At 73.9% G+C, this 21059-nt stretch carries 22 protein-coding genes and 1 tRNA gene; 13 read left to right on the forward strand and 10 right to left on the reverse strand.

Annotation, left to right across the window (positions count from 1 at the left end; translation table 11 throughout):
- Positions 1-47: 47 nt before the first annotated feature.
- The 4 genes from ABFY03_RS19275 to ABFY03_RS19290 all read right to left on the reverse strand — a co-directional run bounded on the left by ABFY03_RS19275 (position 48) and on the right by ABFY03_RS19290 (position 2961).
- Positions 48-500, reverse strand: coding sequence for a copper chaperone PCu(A)C (locus tag ABFY03_RS19275; protein ID WP_319011593.1), 453 nt, complete (start codon positions 498-500; stop codon positions 48-50).
- The gene (locus ABFY03_RS19280) at positions 497-1231 is read right to left on the reverse strand and encodes an SCO family protein (RefSeq protein ID WP_346170449.1); all 735 of its coding nucleotides are present in this window, start codon (positions 1229-1231) and stop codon (positions 497-499) included. The genes ABFY03_RS19275 and ABFY03_RS19280 overlap by 4 nt, the downstream gene beginning before the upstream one ends.
- 44 nt (positions 1232-1275) lie before the next feature.
- A complete protein-coding gene (locus tag ABFY03_RS19285) occupies positions 1276-2037 on the reverse strand; it encodes a YcnI family copper-binding membrane protein (RefSeq protein WP_319011595.1) in 762 nt (253 codons plus the stop codon).
- A gap of 144 nt (positions 2038-2181) precedes the next feature.
- Complete coding sequence (locus tag ABFY03_RS19290; protein WP_346170450.1) at positions 2182-2961, reverse strand: hypothetical protein; 780 nt, start codon at positions 2959-2961, stop codon at positions 2182-2184.
- 317 nt (positions 2962-3278) lie between these two features.
- On the opposite strand from ABFY03_RS19290, the gene ABFY03_RS19295 reads away from it, so the two are divergent.
- On the forward strand, positions 3279-3725 hold the full coding sequence (locus ABFY03_RS19295) for an ATP-binding protein (protein WP_319011597.1): 447 nt from the start codon (positions 3279-3281) through the stop codon (positions 3723-3725).
- 46 nt (positions 3726-3771) lie between these two features.
- Here the strand turns inward: ABFY03_RS19295 and ABFY03_RS19300 are convergent, their stop codons facing one another.
- Entirely contained in the window at positions 3772-5229 is a 1458-nt protein-coding gene (locus tag ABFY03_RS19300) for an aminopeptidase P family protein (protein WP_346170451.1), read from the reverse strand.
- 104 nt (positions 5230-5333) lie between these two features.
- The gene (locus ABFY03_RS19305; RefSeq protein WP_319011599.1) at positions 5334-6815 is read right to left on the reverse strand and encodes a PP2C family protein-serine/threonine phosphatase; all 1482 of its coding nucleotides are present in this window, start codon (positions 6813-6815) and stop codon (positions 5334-5336) included.
- Between the two features lie 491 nt (positions 6816-7306).
- On the opposite strand from ABFY03_RS19305, the gene ABFY03_RS19310 reads away from it, so the two are divergent.
- Entirely contained in the window at positions 7307-8005 is a 699-nt protein-coding gene (locus tag ABFY03_RS19310) for a bifunctional DNA primase/polymerase (RefSeq protein ID WP_319011600.1), read from the forward strand.
- Between the two features lie 270 nt (positions 8006-8275).
- Positions 8276-8971 (forward strand): hypothetical protein, encoded by a 696-nt coding sequence (locus ABFY03_RS19315; RefSeq protein WP_346170452.1) that lies wholly within the window; start codon positions 8276-8278, stop codon positions 8969-8971.
- 218 nt (positions 8972-9189) lie between these two features.
- Here the strand turns inward: ABFY03_RS19315 and ABFY03_RS19320 are convergent, their stop codons facing one another.
- The 3 genes from ABFY03_RS19320 to ABFY03_RS19330 form a co-directional block, all read right to left on the reverse strand.
- Positions 9190-10167: a DUF5926 family protein gene (locus ABFY03_RS19320; RefSeq protein ID WP_346170453.1), complete on the reverse strand. Its 978-nt coding sequence runs from the start codon at positions 10165-10167 to the stop codon at positions 9190-9192.
- Positions 10168-10511: 344 nt separating this feature from the next.
- Positions 10512-11030 carry an ATP-binding protein gene (locus ABFY03_RS19325; RefSeq protein ID WP_319011603.1) on the reverse strand — a complete coding sequence of 173 codons (519 nt, stop codon included), beginning with the start codon at positions 11028-11030 and terminating at the stop codon, positions 10512-10514.
- Positions 11031-11230: 200 nt separating this feature from the next.
- Complete coding sequence (locus tag ABFY03_RS19330; protein ID WP_346170454.1) at positions 11231-12070, reverse strand: glycerophosphodiester phosphodiesterase; 840 nt, start codon at positions 12068-12070, stop codon at positions 11231-11233.
- Positions 12071-12257: 187 nt separating this feature from the next.
- Here ABFY03_RS19330 and ABFY03_RS19335 point away from each other — a divergent pair, with 187 nt between their 5' ends.
- Positions 12258-13694 carry a S1C family serine protease gene (locus ABFY03_RS19335; protein WP_319011605.1) on the forward strand — a complete coding sequence of 479 codons (1437 nt, stop codon included), beginning with the start codon at positions 12258-12260 and terminating at the stop codon, positions 13692-13694.
- Between the two features lie 68 nt (positions 13695-13762).
- Here ABFY03_RS19335 and ABFY03_RS19340 read toward each other — a convergent pair whose 3' ends face one another.
- Positions 13763-13906: a hypothetical protein gene (locus tag ABFY03_RS19340; protein WP_319011606.1), complete on the reverse strand. Its 144-nt coding sequence runs from the start codon at positions 13904-13906 to the stop codon at positions 13763-13765.
- Between the two features lie 167 nt (positions 13907-14073).
- Between ABFY03_RS19340 and ABFY03_RS19345 the strand changes: the two genes are divergently transcribed.
- From ABFY03_RS19345 to ABFY03_RS19385, 9 genes are all read left to right on the forward strand, one after another.
- Positions 14074-14160: transfer RNA gene (locus ABFY03_RS19345), tRNA-Ser, on the forward strand.
- A 123-nt stretch (positions 14161-14283) separates the two neighbouring features.
- Positions 14284-14649, forward strand: coding sequence for a hypothetical protein (locus tag ABFY03_RS19350; protein WP_346170455.1), 366 nt, complete (start codon positions 14284-14286; stop codon positions 14647-14649).
- An 85-nt stretch (positions 14650-14734) separates the two neighbouring features.
- Positions 14735-15265 (forward strand): O-acetyl-ADP-ribose deacetylase, encoded by a 531-nt coding sequence (locus ABFY03_RS19355; RefSeq protein WP_346170456.1) that lies wholly within the window; start codon positions 14735-14737, stop codon positions 15263-15265.
- Between the two features lie 453 nt (positions 15266-15718).
- Positions 15719-16024 (forward strand): hypothetical protein, encoded by a 306-nt coding sequence (locus tag ABFY03_RS19360; RefSeq protein WP_031003269.1) that lies wholly within the window; start codon positions 15719-15721, stop codon positions 16022-16024.
- Positions 16025-16211: 187 nt separating this feature from the next.
- On the forward strand, positions 16212-17378 hold the full coding sequence (locus ABFY03_RS19365) for an acyl-CoA dehydrogenase family protein (RefSeq protein ID WP_346170457.1): 1167 nt from the start codon (positions 16212-16214) through the stop codon (positions 17376-17378).
- Positions 17375-18313: a bifunctional MaoC family dehydratase N-terminal/OB-fold nucleic acid binding domain-containing protein gene (locus ABFY03_RS19370; RefSeq protein WP_319011615.1), complete on the forward strand. Its 939-nt coding sequence runs from the start codon at positions 17375-17377 to the stop codon at positions 18311-18313. Before ABFY03_RS19365 ends, ABFY03_RS19370 begins: the two co-directional genes overlap by 4 nt.
- A gap of 1 nt (position 18314) precedes the next feature.
- On the forward strand, positions 18315-19376 hold the full coding sequence (locus tag ABFY03_RS19375) for an acyl-CoA dehydrogenase family protein (RefSeq protein ID WP_319011616.1): 1062 nt from the start codon (positions 18315-18317) through the stop codon (positions 19374-19376).
- Positions 19373-19771 carry a MaoC family dehydratase gene (locus ABFY03_RS19380; RefSeq protein WP_319011617.1) on the forward strand — a complete coding sequence of 133 codons (399 nt, stop codon included), beginning with the start codon at positions 19373-19375 and terminating at the stop codon, positions 19769-19771. Before ABFY03_RS19375 ends, ABFY03_RS19380 begins: the two co-directional genes overlap by 4 nt.
- Entirely contained in the window at positions 19768-20934 is a 1167-nt protein-coding gene (locus ABFY03_RS19385) for a lipid-transfer protein (RefSeq protein ID WP_346170458.1), read from the forward strand. The genes ABFY03_RS19380 and ABFY03_RS19385 overlap by 4 nt, the downstream gene beginning before the upstream one ends.
- Positions 20935-21059: the final 125 nt, after the last annotated feature.

Genomic DNA, 21059 nt, shown 5'->3' on the forward strand with positions numbered 1-21059 from the left:
GAGGCGCGGGGCGGTGGGTGTCGTCACTGTGTCACTCCGTCAACGGCTCAGTGCTGCTGCGGGTTGTGGGTGGCGGCTTCGACGGGCAGGTCGACCGTGATCGGGTCGGCCTTCTCGAAGTGCAGCTCGACGCTGACCTTCTCGCCCTGCTTCGGCTTCGACTTCAGCTCCATGAACATGAGGTGGTTGCCGCCCCGGGCCAGCTTCAGCTCGCCGTTGGCGGGGATGTCGAAGGACGTCACCGCCCGCATCTTCTGGTCCTTCGTCTCGTGCATGGTGACGTCGTCGGAGAGCGGGCTGGTGACCGAGGTCAGCTTGTCGGCGGTGTCACCGGTGTTCTCGATGGTGAGGAAGCCGCCGGCCATGTCCATCACGGGCTGGGGCATGTACGCGCCGCTGACCTTCAGCCGGGGCCCGCCGTCGTCGGACGAGCACCCGGTGAGCGCGAGTGCGGCGGCGAGGGCCACGGCGGCGGACAGGGCGGTGGTGCGGCGGGTCACGGGTTCTCCCCCTTGATGATCTTCGGCAGGTCCTTGGCGTAGTCGTCGACGGTGGCGTCCTCCCCGTACAGGACGTAGCCCTGGTCGGTGGTGGGGGAGAAGGCGACGACCTGAGCGCCGTGCATGGAGACGACGGTGCCGTCGTCCTCCTTCTTCGGCGGGTCGATGCCGATGCCGATCGAGCGGGCGCCCGCCTGGATCTTCGCGAAGTCGCCGGTGAGACCGGTGAAGGACGGGTCGCCGGCCGCGGGCAGCCACTTGGCCAGCGAGGCGGCGGTGTCCCGCTCCGGGTCGGTGGTGACGAAGACGACCTGGAGCTTCTCCTGGTCGGCCTTGGGGAGCTGCTTCTTGGCGATGGCGATGTTGCTCATCGTCAGCGGGCACACGTCGGGGCAGTTGGTGTAGCCGAAGTAGATGAGCGTCGGCTTGCCCTTGGTGCGCTCGCGCAGGTCGTAGCTCTCGCCCTTGGTGTCGGTGAGGACGAGGTCGGGCTTGGTGAAGGGCCGGTCGAGGACGGTGGCGGCCCTGGCCTTCTCGCTGGTGCCGCCCTCGATCTGGACGAAGCCGGAGGAGGTGTCCTTGGTGTCGTCGTCGCCGAGGCCGACCGCGGCGGTGATGCCGAGGGCGGCGACGATCGCGACGGCGGCGACGATCAGCGGGGTGCGCCGCCCGGGGCGGCCTTCGGGGCCGTCCCCGCCGCGCTGCGACGGGGACGTCTTCTCAGTGGACATGAGGGTTCTGTCTTTCGGAGTGCTGAGGTGCTGGGCGGGTGCCGTCAGGCGGAGCGGCGGCGGCCGGCGAGGAGGCCGAAGGCGACACCGGCGACGCCGACGAGGATGCCGGCGACGCCGAGGACGCGGGCCGTGGTGTCGGTGGAGGAGGCCGAGGCGGTCTCGGTGCCGGAGTGGCCGCCCTCGTCCTCGTGGCCGGCCTTCGCGTCCACGGACGCGGAGGCGCTGGGCGCGGTCGTGGCGGTGGCGGAGCCGCCGCCGTGGTGGTCCGCGCCGGCGGCCGAGAGCTTCAGGACGGGGGCCGGGTTCTGCGGCTCCTCGGCGCCCTTCTGCTCCTCGATCCAGCGCACGACCTCGTCGTTGTCGTAGGTCTGGACGGCCTTGAGGACGAGCTGGTCGGTGTCCTCCGGCAGCTGGCCCAGGGAGAGGGGGAACTGCTGGAACTGGCCGGGGCCGATCTTCGAGCCGTCCGCGGTCCAGGTGACCTTGGAGACGGCCTCGTTGATCTGCTTGCCGTGCAGCGTCAGCGGCTTGTCCAGCTTGGACTTGGTGACGACGGCCTTCCAGCCCGGGACCGGCTGCGGCATGACGGAGGCGAGCGGGTGGTCGAGCGGGAAGTTGACCTCCAGCTTCACGGTGGAGGCGTTGTCGCGCTCGTTCGGGACCTTGATGTTCACGGTCGCGTAGCCGCCCTGGGCGGCCTCGCCCTCGGGCTGCACGCTGACGTGCGCGAAGGCCGTGCCCGAGACCAGGACGACGGAGGCGGCGGCGGTGCCGGCGGCGAGGGCGGCGCGGGACAGGTTCATGGAAGACACTCCGGCTCGGTGAGGGGCCCGTGGAGGGACCCCGGAGGAGGAAGGCGGTCCGGTCCGGCGCACCGGGGCCACGGGCGGACCCGGGCGGGTGGGCGCGGACGGGCGCGGTCCCGCTCCCCCGTGGAGCGGACCGCGTCAGGCTGCGAGGACGCAGGCGGCGGCCGGAGGGCCGCGGCGGATCACCGTGTGCTGGAGCGCCCCGGCCACCGGCGGCGGCGCGGAGTCGGAGGCGGTGCGGGGCCGGCCGCGCGGACCGGCCGGGGCGAGCGTCGCCAGACCGGCGAGCAGGACCCGGACGAGCCGGAGCGCGGCGCGCAGGGAGCGCACCATGGCGCTCTCGGCCAGCTCGGCCGCGCCCTGCTCGGAGAGTTCGACGAGCCGGACCAGGGCGAGGTCGCCCCGGCGCAGCAGCCAGCCGGCCACCAGGGCGGCGAGCAGGTGCCCGAGGACCATCGGCAGGCTGGGCAGCAGCGCGTCGGGGGCCGCCGCGGCCGCCCCGTGCAGGCCCGCGTGGGCGTGCGCGGCGGCCGGGTCGATGCCGGCGCGGTCCAGGATCCCGGCGGCGTCGCCGGGCGTCAGGGAGGCGGCGCCCGCCCCGCAGACGAGCTTGGCCGCCATGCGTACCAGGGTGTCGTCGGCCTGGGTGTCCAGGGCGAGCTGCCGCTGGCCGAGGCCGAAGAGCAGATGGAGTCCGAGCTGGCCGCCCGCGAGGACGGCGACGACGAAGCCGAGGGAGCGCTCGCGCCCGGTGAGCAGGACCGTGCACCCGAAGACGCCGAGGAGTCCGGCGAGGAGGGTCCACAGCGCGATGCCCGCGCAGGCGGCGAGGGCGTGTCCCAGCGCGGACAGCACGACACAGACCGCGGTGAACACCGCGGCCCTCAGCAGCCGTGGAGCGAGCGCGGGGGCAGACATGGCGGCCCCATCATCGCACCAGGGCACCCGCCTTCATGAGGCAGGTCCGCAAGGTCGTCCTTGCGGGTGTTCGGGAGGACATGCACCGGCATCGGGCCGGAGACACGTCGGCGCCGGACCGGACCTGCACCGGCCCCCGGACCGGACCTGCACCGGCCCCCGGACCGGACCTGCACCGGCCCCCGGGCCGGACATACACCGGCTCCCGGGCCCGTCACATCCGCCGAACGGGCGCTCTTGACCGGTTCGCGCGCTTACGGACGCCCGTCTCCGGCAATAGCTAGGGGTATGTCGAGCCGCTGCCGGGAGGCTGGAGCATGAGCATCTGGTGGTCACTCCATCTGCGGCGCGAGGCCGCGAGCGTACCGCTCGCCCGGCGCCTGTTCCTCGGCACCATGGAGACCGCCGGGGTCGATCCCGACGTGTCCTACGAGCTGTCGGTGGCCCTGACGGAGGCGTGTGCCAACGCGGTCGAGCACGGCGGTGGCGCCGCGGGCCGCGGCTCGGAGGCGTACCGGGTGACGGCCTTCCTCGACGGCGAGACCTGCCGGATCGAGGTCGCCGACGCGGGGCCGGGCTTCGCCGGGACGCGTGCCGCCCCCGCGACGGCCGTCCGTCCGGACGCCGAGAGCGGCCGCGGCCTGCGTCTGATCGAGGAGCTCTCCGACCACGTCCACTTCGGCCGCTCGGGCCGGGGCGGCGCGGTGGTCAGCTTCGACAAGATCCTGAAGTGGAAGGAGAGCCCGTCCCTCCTGCTGGCCTGAAGCGCGTGAAGGGCCCCTCGGAAGGAGCCCTTCACCGTGCGTCGGGTCAGCCCTTCAGGGCCGCCATCCACGCCTCGACCTCGTCGGAGCGGCGCGGCAGCTGGTCCGACAGGTTCCGGTTGCCGTCCTCGGTGACGAGGATGTCGTCCTCGATCCGGACGCCGATGCCGCGGTACTCCTCCGGCACGGTCAGGTCGTCGGCCTGGAAGTAGAGCCCGGGCTCGACGGTCAGGCACATGCCCGGCTCCAGCGTGGCGTCGACGTACGCCTCGGTGCGCGCGGCGGCGCAGTCGTGGACGTCCATGCCGAGCATGTGGCCGGTGCCGTGCAGGGTCCAGCGGCGCTGGAGGCCCAGCTCCAGGACGCGGTCGACCGGGCCCTCGACGAGGCCCCACTCGACGAGCTTCTCGGCGAGCACGCGCTGGGCGGCGTCGTGGAAGTCGCGGTAGGCGGCGCCGGGCTTCACCGCGGCGATGCCGGCCTCCTGCGCCTCGTACACGGCGTCGTAGATCTTCCGCTGGATGTCCGTGTACCGGCCGTTGATCGGCAGGGTGCGGGTGACGTCGGCGGTGTACAGCTCGGTGGTCTCGACGCCGGCGTCGAGGAGCAGCAGGTCGCCGGAGCGCACGGCGCCGTCGTTGCGGACCCAGTGGAGGGTGCAGGCGTGCGGGCCGGCGGCGGCGATGGTGCCGTAGCCGACGTCGTTGCCCTCGACGCGGGCCCGGAGGAAGAAGGTGCCCTCGATGTAGCGCTCGCTGGTCGCCTCGGCCTTGTCGAGGACCTTGACGACGTCCTCGAAGCCGCGGGCGGTGGCGGCGCACGCCTTCTCCAGCTCGGCGACCTCGAAGGCGTCCTTGACCAGACGGGCCTCGGAGAGGAAGACCCGCAGCTCCTCGTCGCGCTCGGCGGTCACCTTGTCGGTGAGGGCGGCCTCGATGCCGGCGTCGTGGCCGCGCACGGCGCGGACCGGACCGGTGGCCTCCTTGAGGGCGGCGGCGAGCTCGCGCACGTCCTTCGCCGGGATGCCGAGCAGCTGCTCCGCCTCGGCGAGGGAGTGGCGGCGGCCGACCCACAGCTCGCCCATGCCGTCGAGCCAGAACTCGCCGTTCTCGCGGTCGGAGCGCGGCAGCAGGTAGACGGTGGCCTCGTGGCCGTCGGCCGTGGGCTCCAGGACCAGGACGCCGTCGTGGGTCTGGTCGCCGGTGAGGTACGCGTACTCGGTGGCGGCGCGGAAGCTGTACTCGGTGTCGTTCGACCGGGTCTTCAGGTTGCCGGCCGGGATCACCAGGCGCTCGCCCGGGAAGCGGGCGGAGAGCGCGGCCCGGCGCGCGGCGGTCTCGGCCGCCTGCGGGATCGGCGCGAGCCCGGTCAGCTCCGTGTCGGCCCAGCCGGACTTCATGTTCTCGGCGAGCTCGTCGGAGACGCCCGGGTACAGGCCGTTCTTCCGCTGCTTGATCGGCTCTTCGGCCTCGTCCGGGGTCTCCGGAGTGAGCTCATCGGCCACGGGTCTGCCTCCTCTTGGTACGACACTGAACCCCCTCCATCGTACGGTCGTACGGAAGGGGGCCCAGGGCCGGAAGGCCTGTTACCGGGCGGTCACCGCCGCGATCAGTCGAAGCGGGCGGCGAGCAGCACCACGTCCTCGCCCTCCACCGCGGGGTCGAGCCCGTCCGGGAGCAGGGTCCGCAGCACGTGGTCGGCGATCGCCCCGGGGTCGTCCCGGTCCGCGCGGGGCACGCTAGCGGCCGCCGCGTGGAGCCGGGCGAAGGCCCGGTCGATGGGATCGCCGGTACGCCGCAGCAGCCCGTCCGTGTACAGCAGCACCGTTTCTCCAGGCGCGGGGGACAGCTCCACGCTGGGCGCCTCCCAGCAGGAGAGCATCCCGAGCGGGGCGGAGAGCGAGGTCTCGACGTACTCGGTGCGGCGCTCGCCGACGAGCAGCGGCGGCGCGTGGCCGGCGCCGGCCAGGACGAGCCGGCGGCGGGCCGGTTCGGCGTAGGCGAAGAGGGCGGTGGCCGAGCGGGCCGGCTCGGTGAGCCGGAGCAGCAGCTCCAGGTCGGAGAGGACGGCGACCGGGTCCTCGCCCTCCATCACCGCGTACGCCCGCAGCGAGGCGCGCAGCCGTCCCATCGCGGCCAGCGCGCTCGGCCCGGTGCCGGAGACGGAGCCGACGGCGAGGCCGAGGGCGCCCTCGGGCAGCGGCAGGGCGTCGTACCAGTCGCCGCCGCCGCGGGGGCCGGTGCGATGGCGGGCGGCGAGCCGGACCCCGGGGACGCGGGGGAGCCGGCTCGGGAGCAGCTCCTCGGCGACGGTGGCGACCTGGACCCGGGCGCGTTCGACCTGGAGGAGGCGGGCGAGGTGCTCGGTGGCGAAGCGGCCGTAGAGGCCGACGAGGTGGCGCTGGCGGTCGGTGGGGGCGGCCGGCTCGTCGTAGAGCCAGACGCCGGCGCCGATCCGGCCGGCCTCCTCGGTGGCGAGGGGGAGGGCGTAGCTGGCGGCGTAGCCGAGGCGGGCGGCGACCTCGCGGTGGCGGGGGTCGAGCCCCTCCTCGGTGCGGACGTCGTGGATGGCGATGGGCTCCGGGACGCGGCGCGGGTCCGACGGGTCGGGGAGCCCGTCGAGGAGGCGGCCGTAGCTGGTGGCGCCGCGGGGCACGGTCTCGATGGTGCCGAGGTCGGCGTGGGCGAGGCCGAGGCCGACGGTGGCGGTGGGGCCGAGGCCGTCGGCGGGTTCGAGGACCGCCATGCCGCGGCGGGCGCCGACGAGGGCGGCTCCGGCGCCGAGGAGCTCGTGCAGGGCCTCGTCGAGGGTGGCGGTCCTGATGAGCCGCTCGGTGAGTTCGTGGAGGGTGGTGAGGTCGGAGACCCAGCCGGCGAGGCGGTCCGTGATCAGCGCGCCGGGCGCGGGGGCCGCGTCGGCGGGTGACGCCGCGGCGGGGACGCCCGCGAGGGGCGCCTTAGTGTGCGGTGGAGCGGGAACCGTGGAATCGATTCCGGCCACTTTCGGAAGGTGATTCGGCAGGTGTGGGGAGCTCATCTCGGTCGGCTTTCCGACCGGTGCGTTTGACGCCATGGCATCGCAAACCCCCATGTCATATTGCGCCGCTCGATGTCTCCACATGTACACGCACCCGTGGAGCGATGTCCAGCATTGTCCCCGTGGGACTTGTGGTGTCCGGGTGGCGTTCAGGGAGCTCGTGCGCAGGGGTTGAAGTGGGCTGGAAGTTGGCTGAAAATTGCCCCCGGTGCGCACCATTCGCGGTCGACTGGCGTCGTTTGAAAGCGCGTCATTCTGAGCGTGCGGGGTACGTAATCGATGACAGGCAGGGGTAGTTGACAGCGCCCCGGGATCGAGAAGCGGAACCCCGGCGTCCTAGGTGCCGCAGGCCGCAGCCCCTCCCCGCGTGGCGGGGATCGTGTTCTGAACCGGCTTCGACCTGACTGCGACCCGGCCCCGTTCCGGCCGGCCCCGCCCCGGGCGGGCGACGCACCGCCGACGCTGTACGCGCTGATACGCACGGTGAAGAGATCTGCACGTGGTGTGATGTGGATTCGGCGTTCAACGGAAAGGAACGAGCGCTCATGCGCGAGATCCTCGGAAGGCGACGCAGGCTCCGGTTCCGGCGCAAGGCGAGGGCCGCACGGCAGGACGCGGCGGTCACCTTCGCGGTCCAGTGGGACTGGCCCGTCCTGCCGGGCGTGGGACTCGAAGAGCCCGCCCCTGTGACGAAGACCGCCGGTGACGGCGACGGGAGGGTGTGCGCCTGCCCCGACCCGGACTGCGTGGTCCCCGGCGCCCACCCGTTCGACCCCGGCCTGCTCGCCGCCACCACCGACGAGCGGATGATCCGCTGGTGGTGGACCCGGCGCCCGGACGCCCCGATCGTCCTGGCCACCGGCGGCCGCGCCCCCTGCGCGGTGAGCCTCCCGGCCCTCGCGGGCGCCCGGGCCCTGCGGGTCCTCGACGAGATGGACATGCGGCTCGGCCCGGTGGTGGCGACGCCGACCCGCTGGTCGATCCTGGTCGCCCCGTACGGCCTCGAACGGCTCGGCGAGCTGCTGTACGCGAAGGACAGCGTGCCCAGTTCGCTGCGCTTCCATGGAGAGGGCGGCTATCTGTTGCTGCCGCCGTCCACGACCGGCACCGGCCAGGTCCGCTGGGAGCGGGAGCCGCTGGCCGGGTCCGCGCGGCCGTGGCTGCCGGACGTCGAGGCGGTGGTGGACGCCCTCGTCGAGGCGAGCCGGGCCACACCGGGCGGCGGGAGCCGGCTCGCGTACTGAGCGGGTGCGCGCGTACGGACGGCACGGGTGCCTGCGTCCGGAGCGCGTGCTCGCCTCCTGAGCGCGTCCTCGCCTCCTGACGGGGCGCACGCGCGTGTGCCGGGGCCCGGGCCGCCCGCCGCCGTTCACCCGAACGGGTGTGTCCTGGGCCGACGCGTACGGGAATCGGGCGCGCGGCCCGCCGGGCGCCCGCCCCGCGCCGGTAGGTTCGCCCCACCGTCCGTGATCGTGCCCGTCCGGGCCGTTCCCCGAACAGAGCAGGTGGGTCGCATGAGTCGGCTGAGTCCGGCGCAACTCCGCATGGCCGGCCTCGGCACCGCCGTCGCGATCGCCGTCCTCGTCCCCCTCGCCGCGAAGGCCGGAGGCCCGGACGACGGCGCACCACCGGCGGCCGCGGCGGACGCCAAGCCCGGTGGCTCCTCCGGTACGGGTACGGGTGCGGGCGCCGGGGACGTCGCCGGGGATCTGCTCGGCGGTCTTGGGCTCGGCCGGGAGGCCCGTACGGCGGAGAGCGCCCGGCCCGCCACGGCCGCACCGGCGCCCACCGCGGCACCGGCAGTGCCGTCGGCACCGGCACCCGAACGCCGGGTCGGTGCCTCCGCCGGGGCGCCCGAGCGGATCAGCCGCTGCGGACCCGAACTCGCCTCGCCCGCGGGCGTCGAGGCGCAGACCTGTGTCCTCTCCGAGGGGCCCGACGTCTGGGCGCGGACGTACTACCGCAACGCCACCGGCCGGGAGATCGACGCGATTCTGACCCTCATGGCGCCCGGCGGGCGGACCGTCCAGGTGCGCTGCGCGGGGCCCGCGCGGGACGAGCCGGACACCTGCGAGACGCCCAGGGAGCCGGGCACGGGAGCGGCGCGCGCGCATACGGCGGTGGCGGAATTCGCGGCGAAGGACGAGAGCGGCGACGCGCCGCTGCTGCTGCGCTCGGGCAGCAACACGGCCGACGACCAAGCGAGTTGAGGGAGCGCCCCGGCGCGACGGCGGGGCGGGCATGGAAACGCCCGGTCGCTGGCGACGGGGGATGCACCAGCGACCGGGCTTCCAGAACGGTAACAAGAGATCTGCGGTTCGCAAATTCGATCTCGGTTATTCGGACAGGGATTTACCGCTCCGTAGGTTCCGCTGTGGCGGAAGTCACCGACTGGTCGGTCTGTCAGTCACCGATACCACCTGGGGTATCAGCTGAGAGTGACCTGACGGTTCGTGAGGCCGCCGCGAGCCCGGCGCTCCTCGGCGGTCAGCGGGGCGTCCACGGCGAGCGCCTCGGTCAGCCGCTCGGCGAACTCGGCGGCCGGCTTCTCGCACTGCTCGGCGGTCATCGCCGACGGCAGGTCCCACACCGGGACCATCAGGCCGTGGGCGCGGAAGGAGCCGACGAGCCGGGTGTCGGCGCCGAGCGAGGTGCCGCCGGCGGCCTGGAGGCGGGCGAGCGCGTCGAGGAGCTTCTCCTCCGGGTACGGCATGACCCAGCGCAGGTGGTTCTTGTCCGGGGTCTCGCACCAGTAGGCGGCGTCGACCGAGTCCAGCTTCACGGTGGGGATCGCGGCCGCGTTGGCGCGCTCCAGCGAAGCGGCGACCTCCGGGTCGGCGCCGTCCGCCGACTGCGGGATCCAGAACTCGAAGCCGGTGTGGACCTCGGGCACGAACGGGGCGTCCGTGTCGAGCAGGTCCTGCAGGCGCGGGCCCTCGGGCTCGACGCGGCGCGGCGGCACCGGGTTGCCGGGCGCGGTCTCCAGCGCGCGCTGGAGGGTGTCGGCGAGGTCGCGGGACAGGTCGCCGGAGGTGCCGTCGTTCTGCAGGGCGAGCAGGACGGAGCCGTCGTCGCGGCGGAGCGCCGGCCAGGCCATCGGCAGGACCGTCGCGAGCGTCACCGACGGCACGCCCTCGGGCAGCCCGCCCTTGAGGGTGAGCGGCACGGTGGCGGCGGGCACCAGCTCGCGCAGCGCGACCAGGTCGCACTCGCCGGGCAGGCCCTCGAAGGGGCGCTGGACGTGCTCGGTCGCGGCGTGCGCGGCGGCTCGGCCGTGGCACGCCTTGTAGCGGCGGCCCGAACCGCACGGGCACGGCTCGCGCGCGCCGACGACCGGGATCTCCCCGTTCGTGACCTGTGCCTGGCCGCTCTTGCCGGCCTTCGTCTGGGGGCGCTTCTTGGCCATGGTGTGGCTTTCTCCCGATCGCGGTGCTGTGTCGGGCGCGAGCCTAGCCGCCCGGGCGCCGCGGGACGCTCAGCCGTGCGCCCGTCCGGAACGGGTCGCCCACGCGCCGCACGCGCGCGGGAGGCGCATGGGAAGCGCGGGGGTACGGCGGCGGGTACGGCGCCGGGGGCGGGTTCGGTACGGCGCGGGCGCCGGCTTCGGAGCCGTATCCGACCGCTACCGGACGCGTCCGGCGCCGCACGGCCACGTACCGACGACGCGCGCCCGGCGCCGTACACGGCCCCGTACCGCGACGCGCGCAGGGAGCCCGGACGAGGCCCCGTGCCGGCGCGTACCGCCCCGGCTCAGTCCAGGTCGTCGTAGGCGTCGAGGAGGTCGAGGCCGGAGCCGCCGGCGCCGACCCTGGCCGCGAAGTCCTCGCGGCGATGGCCCTCCGTGACGACCACCCAGACCGTCACCTCGCCCGTCGCGCTGTCGCGCACGCCCCAGTCCTGGGCCAGGGCACCGATGATGTTCAGCCCGCGTCCGCCCCGCGCCGTGACCGACGGCGTCGACGGGACGGGTCTCGTGGGACCGCCTCCGTCCGTCACCTCGACCGTCAGTCCGCCCGACGGATCCAGCCGCCAGGTCGCCAGCACGTCGCCCTCTCCCCGGTCGCCCCGGCCCAGCGGCCTACCGTGCCGGTAGGCGTTGCTGAGCAGTTCGGACAGGATCAGGACCGCGTCGTCCACGACCGATTCCGACACCCCGCCGCGGTACAGCTCGTCCCGCATCCGGTGTCGCGCTTCCCCCACGCCCGCAGGGCCATGGGGTACGGCCATGCTCGACGACGTGGGCACCTTCTGTGCCACCACCAACGCCACCCCCGAGACCTCCTTCGCCCCACGCCACCGTGTGGATGCCCCGGCGACCGCGACCGGAAACCGCCTGTTCCGCGTGGGGTGGAGCACAAGTGACGATCGCGTACACGCCGAACGCGCCGGTGCACACCCCGCGACCGACCCGGCGACCGACCCGGCGACCGACCCGGCGACCGACCCGGGACGGCCGCGGGGGTCGTGACTCAGGCGCGCCCGAGGTGCGCGAGGACCTGCTTGGGGCGGTTGGTGATGATCGCGTCGACCCCGAGCCGCAGGCAGAGTTCGACGTCCTCCGGATCGTCCACCGTCCAGACGTGGACCTGGTGGCCAGCCTTCTGCAGGCGCAGGATGACGGCGGGGTGATGACGGACGATCCGGATGGACGGACCCGCCACGCGCGCGCCCGCGGGCAGGCGCCCGTCGCGCAGCCGGGGAGTGACGAACTGGGCCAGGGAGACGGTCGGCAGGGTAGGGGCGGCGGCGGCGATCCGGTGCAGGGAACGGGCCGAGAAGCTCATGATCCGTACCGGAGACTCCTCGGGCGCCACGGGCGCGTGCAGGCCGAAACGCTTCAGGAGCGCGAGGAGCCGGTCCTCGACCTGGCCGGCCCAGCGGGTGGGGTGCTTGGTCTCGATGGCGAGCTCGACCTTCCGCCCCGCGTCGGAGACCAGCTCCAGGAGCCGCTCCAGGGTGAGGACGGAGGTGTACTCGGGATCGCCCCAGTCGGGGCTCTCGGCCGGTCCGCCGGCCTCCTGGTCCTCCTTGAACGCCTTCCAGGCGCCGAAGTCCAGCGCGGCGAGGTCGGCGAGTTCCAGCGTCGAGACGGCGCCGCGGCCGTTCGAGGTACGGTCGACCCGGCGGTCGTGGACGCAGACCAGGTGTCCGTCGGCGGTGAGCCGTACGTCGCACTCCAGGGCGTCGGCGCCGTCCTCGATGGCCTTCACATAGGCGGCCAGGGTGTGTTCCGGCGCGTCCTCCGAGGCCCCTCGGTGGGCGACGACCTGGACGGTGCCGGGGTGTGGTTGCTGCCGTGCGTGGGTCACCGCGTCATGGTGCCATTGGCGGGGCGGCCGGGGCACCCGGAACCTGTCCGTTCTGCCCGGTTATAAAGAAAGAGGTGCGGACGCACAGCTCCGCCTTACCCTGGCCTGACGCCATGTGGGAAAAGCTGGGTCCAGCACCCTGGAGCGACTGTCACCGTCCCCGCGCCGTGAACGAGGAGAGCGAGCTGTGAGCACCGAGAACGAGGGCACCGAGGTTCCGGCGGACCCGACTGCCCCGTCCGCCCCCGCCACGCCTCCCGCCCCCGCCGCGCCGCCCGCCGCGCAGCCGGCCGCGCCGGCTCCGCAGCCGCCGGTGGCGCCCGCACCGGAGGCACCGACCCAGGTCCAGCCGCCGCTGCCGCCCGTCCCCCCGACGCCGGCCGCCGCGGCCCCGGCGCCCGAGCCCGCGGTGGCGGCCGCAGGCGGCGGTGGCTGGCCGCCGGCCCCGCCGGCCGTCCCGGCCTGGGGCGAGCCCGTCCCGGCCGCTCCCGTGGACCCCGCCCCGCGCAAGCGCTCCGGCGGTCTCGTCGCCGCCGTCCTGGTGGCGGCGCTCGTGGCGGGCGGCATCGGCGGGGGCATCGGCTACTGGGCCGCCCAGCGCGAGGACGACGGACCGGCGTCGACGACGGTCTCCTCGGGCGAGGCCCCGGCGTCCTTCAAGAGGGAGCCGGGCACGGTCGCCGCGGTCGCCGCGAAGGCGCTGCCCAGCGTGGTCACCATCCAGGCGAAGTCGGGCGACGCGCAGGGCGACGGCGGCACCGGCACCGGGTTCGTCTACGACCAGGAGGGCCACATCGTCACCAACAACCACGTGGTGGCGTCGGCGGCGGAGGGCGGCACGCTCTCCGCGACCTTCTCGGACGGCAGGACGTACGACGCCGAGGTCGTCGGCCGGGCCGAGGGCTACGACGTGGCGGTGCTCAAGCTGAAGGAGGCACCGAAGGGGCTGAAGCCGCTGCCGCTCGGCGACTCCGACAAGGTGGCGGTCGGCGACTCGACGATCGCGATCGGAGCGCCCTTCGGCCTCTCCAACACGGTGACGACCGGCATCATCAGCGCCAAGAACCGCCCGGTGGCCTCGGGCGACGGCGGCGGCAGCAACTCGTACATGAGCGCCCTGCAGACGGACGCGTCGATCAACCCGGGCAACTCGGGCGGTCCGCTGCTGGACGCGAGCGGCGCGGTGATCGGCATCAACTCGGCGATCCAGTCCACCGGCGGCGGCTTCGGCCAGTCGCAGGCGGGCTCGATCGGCCTCGGCTTCGCGATCCCGGTCAACCAGGCGAAGGCCGTGGCCGAGCAGCTGATCAAGACCGGCAAGCCGGTCTACCCGGTGATCGGCGCGACCGTGAACATGAACGAGAAGGGCGAGGGCGCGACCATCGCCCAGCAGGGCGCGGGCGGCACGGCGTCGGTGACGCCGGACGGCCCCGCGGCCAAGGCGGGGCTGCGGGCCGGTGACGTGATCACGGGCTTCGGGGACCACCCGATCGACAGCGGCCCGTCCCTCATCAGCGAGATCTGGACCCACAAGCCGGGCGACTCGGTGGAGATCACCTACGAGCGCGACGGCAAGGAGGCGAAGACCACGGTCGTCCTCGGCGAGCGCACCGGCGACAGCTGACGCACGCGCGCGCGGGACCGCGGGGGAGAGGGGCTGCCGATCTGGTCGGCAGCCCCTCTCCCCCGCGGCTAACGAAGCCGCTTCTTCATGAACGCGAACGACACGCTCAGCACGTCGTCCGGCGTTGCCGCATGGGTGTGGCCGAACTGCCGACGCAGCCCGCCGGACCCGCCGCCGAGGGAATCCATGGCGACAACGCCCTTTTCCAGCACGGACCTTGCGGCAGCGGCACCCCGAGAGGGACCTCTTGGCGCCCTCCCTGTCAGACTCTCGGGAGCGGCCTCCGTGTCCGGCTCCGACCGCCCGGGGGCAAACTTCCCTGCGGGAGGCGCCCAGCCGGTAGGCTGTAGCCGCTCCGCAGCAGGTGAGGCGGGGCGTGGGTGGGTTGCCCGAGCGGCCTAAGGGAACGGTCTTGAAAACCGTCGAGGCAGCGATGTCTCCGTGGGTTCAAATCCCACACCCACCGCGGTGTGCGAGAGCCTTCGTCCGGTGAGACCGGGCGGGGGCTCTCGGTCCGTTCCGGGGCGGTGGCGAGCGGCGGGGAGGGTGTGTGGCCGGGGAGCGCGGGGCGTTCGTCAGGTTCCAGGGCGTGGTCAGGCACCCGCGGGGGCACTTCCCCGGGGTCTTCGTCCTCACCAACGAACTCGCGGCCCAGGGCAGGCTGAGCGAGGAGCAGTACCGGTTCTGGCGGGCCGCGAACGACTGGTACGACGCCCACTACCCGAATCCCTCCCGGGTCGACCCCTCCGTCTACGACCCGGCCGTGCATCCCGGCGCCGTGGCCTGGTTCAAGGCGTCGGCGCGGGAGCTCATCGCGCGCGTGGACGGGTATCTGGAGCTGCTGGCCGCGCACGGCGTCGAGTGCCGGCGGCTGGAGTCGTCGGATCCCGGCCGGATCCTGTACGAGGACGCCTATCAGGTGGTCGTGGCGGCCGAGGAGCCGCCGGGCGCGTAGGCGCGCGCGTAGGGCGCGTATTGCGCGCGACTCCGGAGCCGCGTGGCGGGATGATGGGCCGGAACCGGGTGCGGAGGAGGGTGTCGTGGTCAGGATCGTGCTCGTCCGGGGTGACATCACCGCCGAGGCGGCGGACGCGGTGGTCAACGCGGCGAACTCCTCGCTGCTCGGCGGCGGTGGGGTCGACGGGGCCATCCACCGGAAGGGCGGCCCGGAGATCCTCGCCGCCTGCCAGGACCTCCGCCGCTCGCACTACGGCAAGGGCCTGCCGACCGGGCGGGCGGTCGCGACCACGGCCGGGCGGCTGCCGGCGCGGCACGTGATCCACACGGTGGGCCCGGTCTGGTCGGCCGACGAGAACCGCTCCGACCTGCTGGCCTCCTGCTACCGGGAGTCCCTCGCGGTGGCCGACGGGCTGGGGGACCGTACGGTCGCCTTTCCCGCCATCTCCACGGGCGTCTACGGGTGGCCGATCGACGACGGCGCGCGGATCGCGGTCGCGGCGGTCCGGGCGGCCGAGGCGGCGGGGACGGAGGTCGAGGAGGTGCGGTTCGTGCTCTTCGACGCGACCGCGTACGCCGCATTCGAGGCGGCGGTCGCCGCCGACGACGCATAGGGCGCGTCCGCACCGGGACGGGGTCGCCGGAGCGCTCTGCCCTGGGCTCTGACGTCTCGGTTCGATCATTCCTTCGCTCCTTCGTGTCCTCGTTCGAGGACGAGTGACCGGGTGGTGCCACCTCCCGTCCGGTTTGTCGGGGGTTCTGGCGGAACGCTTCCTCCCTTGCGGCATCACGCATCCGGGGCGGTTTCACGGACGCCGTCCACCGTGAGCTGGGGGTTTCTCGGCTACGAAGGGTTTATCGGCTTGTCCTCACGCTTGCGGGGGAATCAGCCGCTCCGGGGTGGTTCGCCGGGGATTCGGTGGGCAACTCTGGATTCGCGACGTCGAGCAGAAAACGACCGGGGCGGTCGGCCAACCTCCCTGGTCAGGGCCGGAGTTCACGGCCTTCCTTCAGAGATCGATCATTCCGTGCACAGCAGACTGGCTTCAGTTCCCGGAGGAACAGACATGGCAAGCATCCGTACCGCCCGCATCGTCGCCGCCGTCGCCGCCCTGCCGCTCGCCGCCGCCCTCTTCGGCGGAGTGGCGCAGGCCGACAACGGCGGCTTCGCGGACGACGGATCGAACACCAGCGTCGCCACCATCATCGGCAGCGGCGTGGGCGGCGACAACAACGGCAACTCGACCACCACGCAGCAGGTGGCGACCGGCTCCGGTGCCTCCAACCAGAACAACACGGCGAGCGTGAACGGCTCCGCGTTCACCCACATCTCGCAGGCGAACAACACGGTCAACTTCCTCCCGTGGTGGTGACGACCCCACGGGGCCGGCCCGAGGGGGCGTGACCGCGGTGTGAACGGCGGCCCGTGCGGCGGTACTTCGGTACCGGCCGCGCGGGCCGCCTCGGCGTTTCCCGGGCGGGGACCGCCGTGTCCTTGACACGGCGACTATATCTGACGGACAGTCAGAAACCTTCGCCGTCACCCCGGGAGGCCGCGCCGTGCACCTCGCCCCGACCGAGCGGCAGCTCCGGCTGCGCGCCGAACTCCGCGCGTACTTCCGCGAGACGATGCCCGACGGTCCGCCGTCGGCGGGCGACGGCGCCGCGCAGCGCCGGCTGCTGCGGCGGATCGGCGCCGACGGACTCCTGGGCCTCGGCTGGCCGGAGGAGTACGGCGGCCAGGGGCGCGGCCCCGACGAGCAGTTCGTCTTCTTCGACGAGGCGTACCGGGCCGGTGCGCCCGTCTCGATGGTCACCCTCAACACCGTCGGCCCCACCCTCATGCGGCACGGCACCGAGGAGCAGAAGGCCGCCTTCCTGCCCCGGATCCTGCGCGGCGAGTGCGTCTTCGCGATCGGCTACAGCGAGCCGGAGGCCGGGACGGACCTGGCGTCGCTCCGGACCCGGGCGGTGCGCGACGGCGACTCCTGGGTCGTCGACGGGCAGAAGATCTTCACCTCCAACGCGCAGAACGCCGACTGGATCTGGCTCGCCTGCCGCACCGACCCCGAGGCGCCCCCGCACCGGGGCATCTCCATCCTCCTCGTCCCCACCGAGGCCCCCGGCTTCTCCTGGACCCCCATCGAGACCGTCGGCGGCCTCACCACCACCGCGACCTACTACGACGGGATCAGGGTCCCGGCCGGGAACCTCGTCGGCGAGGAGAACGGCGGCTGGGGGCTCATCACCGACCAGCTCAACCACGAGCGGGTCGCGCTGGCCGCGATCGGCATGCAGGCCGAGGACTTCTTCGCCGCCGCCCTCGACCGCGCCCGTACGCCCGATCCGGTGACCGGGCGGCGCCGGATTGACGAGCCGTGGGTGCGGATCCGGGCGGCCGAGGCGCATGCCCGGCTGGCGGCGACACGCCTGCTCAACTGGCGTCTGGTGGGGGACGTGGGGGCCGGCCGGCTGGCCCCCGGGGACGCGAGCGGCGTGAAGTTCGCGGGAACCGAATCGGCGGTGGAGGTGTATCGGATATGTCAGGAGATCACGGGTGACGCGGGGACGGTCCGAGCGGGGTCGCCGGGGGAGCGGGACGGCGGCGAGCTGGAGCGCATGAACCGCGCCGCCCAGATCAACACCTTCGGGGGAGGGGTGAGCGAGGTGCAGCGGGAGATCGTCGCGCGGGCACGGCTCGGCATGAGGGGAAGGGGACGGCGATGAGCGGGGAGGGACAGGACCGGCTGTACGAGCGGCTGAAGACGTACGAGGGGCGCCCGGCGGCCACCGGCGGGCGCGGCAAGGACCCGGTGAACCTGCCGATGATCCGGCACTGGTGCGAGGCCATGGGGGACGCGCACCCGGCGTACCGGGGACCGGAGGCGGTCGCGCCGCCCACCATGCTCCAGGCGTGGACGATGGGCGGGCTCTCCGGGCACGAGGACCGATCGGAGGCGTACGGGGAGCTGCTCGGCCTCCTCGACGGCGCCGGGTACACCTCGGTGGTCGCCACCGACTGCGAGCAGGAGTACCTGCGCCCGCTCAGGCCCGGCGACGAGATCACCTTCGACGCCGTCGTCGAGTCCGTCTCGCCGCGCAAGACCACCAAGCTGGGCACCGGGCACTTCGTGACCACGCGGATGGACGTGCGGGCCGGCGGCGAGCTCGCCGGCACCCACCGCTTCCGGATCCTCAAGTACGCCCCCGCCGCCCGCCCGGCGCCGCCGCCGGAGCGGCCCCGGCGGCCCCGCCCGGTGATCAACCGGGACAACGCCGGGTTCTGGGAGGGCGTCGCCGCCCACCGGCTGCTGATCCAGCGGTGCACCGCCTGCGGGACGCTGCGCTTCCCCTGGCTGCCGGGGTGCAACGGATGCGGGTCGCCCGGGTGGGAGACCGTCGAGGCGACCGGGGAGGGCACGGTCTTCTCGTACGTGGTCATGCACCACCCGCCGTTCCCCGCCTTCGACCCGCCGTACGCGGTGGGCCTGATCGAACTCGCCGAGGGGGTCCGGATGATCGGCAACGTGGTGGGGGTGCCGTACGACAAGGTCCGGATCGGGATGCCGGTCCGGCTGGAGTTCCAGCGGGTCGACGAGGAGCAGGAGCTGCCCGTCTTCCGCGCCGTGGACGGGCCGGAGACCGCGGGAGGGGAGCGCTGACATGGACTTCACGCCCACCGAGGAGCAGGAGGCCGCGCGGGAGCTGGCCGCCCGGATCCTCGGCGACCTCTCCACGCACGAGCGGCTCGCCGCCACGGGCGGCGGCACCGACGCCGAGCTGTGGAAGGCGCTGTGCGCCGCCGGACTGCCCGCCGCCGTCGAGGAGATCGGCCTGCTCGGCCTCGTCCTCCTCCTGGAGGAGCAAGGCCGGGTGACGGCCCAGGTGCCGCTCGCCGCGACCGGGGTGTACGGGATCCTCGCCGTCGCCCGGCACGGCACCGACGAGCAGCGCGCCCGCCTCCTGCCGGGGCTGCGCGACGGGACGGCCGTCGCCACCGGGGCCTTCCCGGCGACCGGCGCGGTCACGGCGCGGGACGGGCGGCTCACCGGGACGGTCACCTGGGTGCCCTGGCTGCGGGACGCCGCCCACGTCCTCGTACCGGACGCGGACCGGGCCCTGTGGCTGGTGCGGGCCGAGGACGCCGTCGTCGAGGCCGTCGAGCTGACCGCGCCCTGGTCGGCGGGGCGGCTGGTGCTCGACGGGACGCCGGCCGAGCGGCTCGGGGACGCGGCCGGGGAGAGCGCGTACCGGGACGGGAGCGGGGTGGGTGCGTACGAGGACGTGCTCGCCGCCGCCCGGACCGCCTTCGCGGGGCTCCAGGCGGGCGTCTGCGCCGGGTCGCTGGCCCGGGCCGTCGCGTACACCTCCGTACGCCAGCAGTTCGGGCGGCCGCTGGCCACCCGGCAGGCGGTGCAACTGCGGGCCGCCGACGCCCACATGGACACCGAGGCCATCCGGGTCACCGCCTACGAGGCGGCCTGGCGGTCCGACGCGGGACTCGACTGCGCCGGGGCGGCCCTGACGGCCGCCTGGTGGGCGTCCGAGGCGGGGAAGCGGGTCGTGCACAGCGGCCAGCACCTGCACGGCGGCATGGGTGCCGACCTCGACCACCCCGTCCACCGGCACTTCCTGTGGGGGCGGCAGCTCGACGCCTATCTGGGCGCCGGCACCGAACTCCTCGCCGAACTCGGCGACCTGCTCGCGAAGGGGGAGACGGCATGAGGGCCGGAGACACGCTGCCGCCGCTGGAGATCCCGGTGACCCGCACCCTGGTCGTCGCCGGGGCCGTCGCCTCCCGCGACTACCAGGACGTGCACCACGACGCCGAGGCCGCCCGCGCCAAGGGCTCCCCGGACGTCTTCATGAACATCCTCACGACCAACGGCCTGGTCGGCCGGTACGTCACCGACCACTTCGGCCCGCACGCGGTGCTCCGCAAGGTCGCCATCCGGCTCGGCGCCCCCAACTACCCGGGCGACACGATGGTGTTGACCGGCACCGTCGCCGAGGTGACGGACGGCTCCGACGGCACCGCCACCGCGCTCGTCCGGATCGCCGGGGCCAACGGCCTCGGCCACCACGTCACCGGCACGGTCACCGTGGAGGTGCCCCGATGAGCCTGCGCCACCCCGACGGCCTCGGCGGCCGGGCCGCCGTCGCCGGCATCGGCGCGACCGAGTTCTCCAAGGACTCCGGCCGCAGCGAACTCTCCCTCGCCGTCGAGGCGGTGCGGGCCGCCCTCGACGACGCCGGGCTCACCCCCGGGGACGTGGACGGGCTCGTCACCTTCACCATGGACACCAACCCCGAGATCACCGTCGCCCAGGCGGCCGGCATCGGCGAGCTCTCCTTCTTCTCCCGGGTCCACTACGGCGGCGGCGCCGCCTGCGCCACCGTCCAGCAGGCCGCGCTCGCCGTCGCCGTCGGCGTCGCCGAGGTCGTCGTCTGCTACCGGGCCTTCAACGAGCGCTCCGGGCGACGCTTCGGCTCCGGGGTGCAGCAGCGCGAGCCGTCCGCCGAGGGGGCGGCGCTCGGCTGGCAGCTGCCGTTCGGGCTGCTGACCCCCGCCTCCTGGGTCGCGATGGCCGCCCAGCGCTATCTGTACGCCTACGGGCTCACCCCCGAGGTCTTCGGACACGTCGCCGTCACCGACCGCCGCCACGCGGCGAACAACCCCGCCGCCTACTTCCACGGCAAGCCGATCACCCTCGCCGACCACGCGGCCTCCCGCTGGATCGCGGAACCGCTCCGCCTCCTCGACTGCTGCCAGGAGACCGACGGCGGCCAGGCGATCGTCGTCACCACCCCCGAGCGCGCCCGCGACCTGCGGCACGCGCCCGCCGTCGTCCTCGCCGCCGCCCAGGGCGCGGGCCGCCGGCAGGAGGCCATGACCAGCTTCTACCGGGACGGGCTGACCGGTCTGCCCGAGATGGGGGTGGTGGCCCGGCAGCTGTGGCAGACCTCGGGACTGCGGCCGTCCGACATCGACGTGGGCATCCTCTACGACCACTTCACGCCGTTCGTGCTCATGCAGCTGGAGGAGTTCGGTTTCTGCGCGCCGGGCGAGGGCGGCGACTTCGTCGCGGCGGACGCGCTGCCGCTCAACACCCACGGCGGGCAGCTCGGCGAGGCGTACCTCCACGGCATGAACGGCATCGCGGAGGCGGTGCGGCAGGTGCGGGGCAGCTCGGTGAACCAGATACCCGGCGCGGCCCGGGTGCTGGTCACGGCCGGCACGGGCGTACCGACCTCGGGCCTGGTCCTGGGCGCGGACGCGTGACAGGCCCCCGCCACCCGGCGGCGGGACGGGATGCGGAGGGAGTGGTTCCTCGGGGCGACCCTGACCCGGGGGTGACGGCGGCTCCACCCAGAGGAGGTGAGGGCACCCCGACGACTCCGACCTGA

Source organism: Streptomyces roseofulvus, from assembly GCF_039534915.1.
Taxonomy (GTDB): domain Bacteria; phylum Actinomycetota; class Actinomycetes; order Streptomycetales; family Streptomycetaceae; genus Streptomyces; species Streptomyces roseofulvus.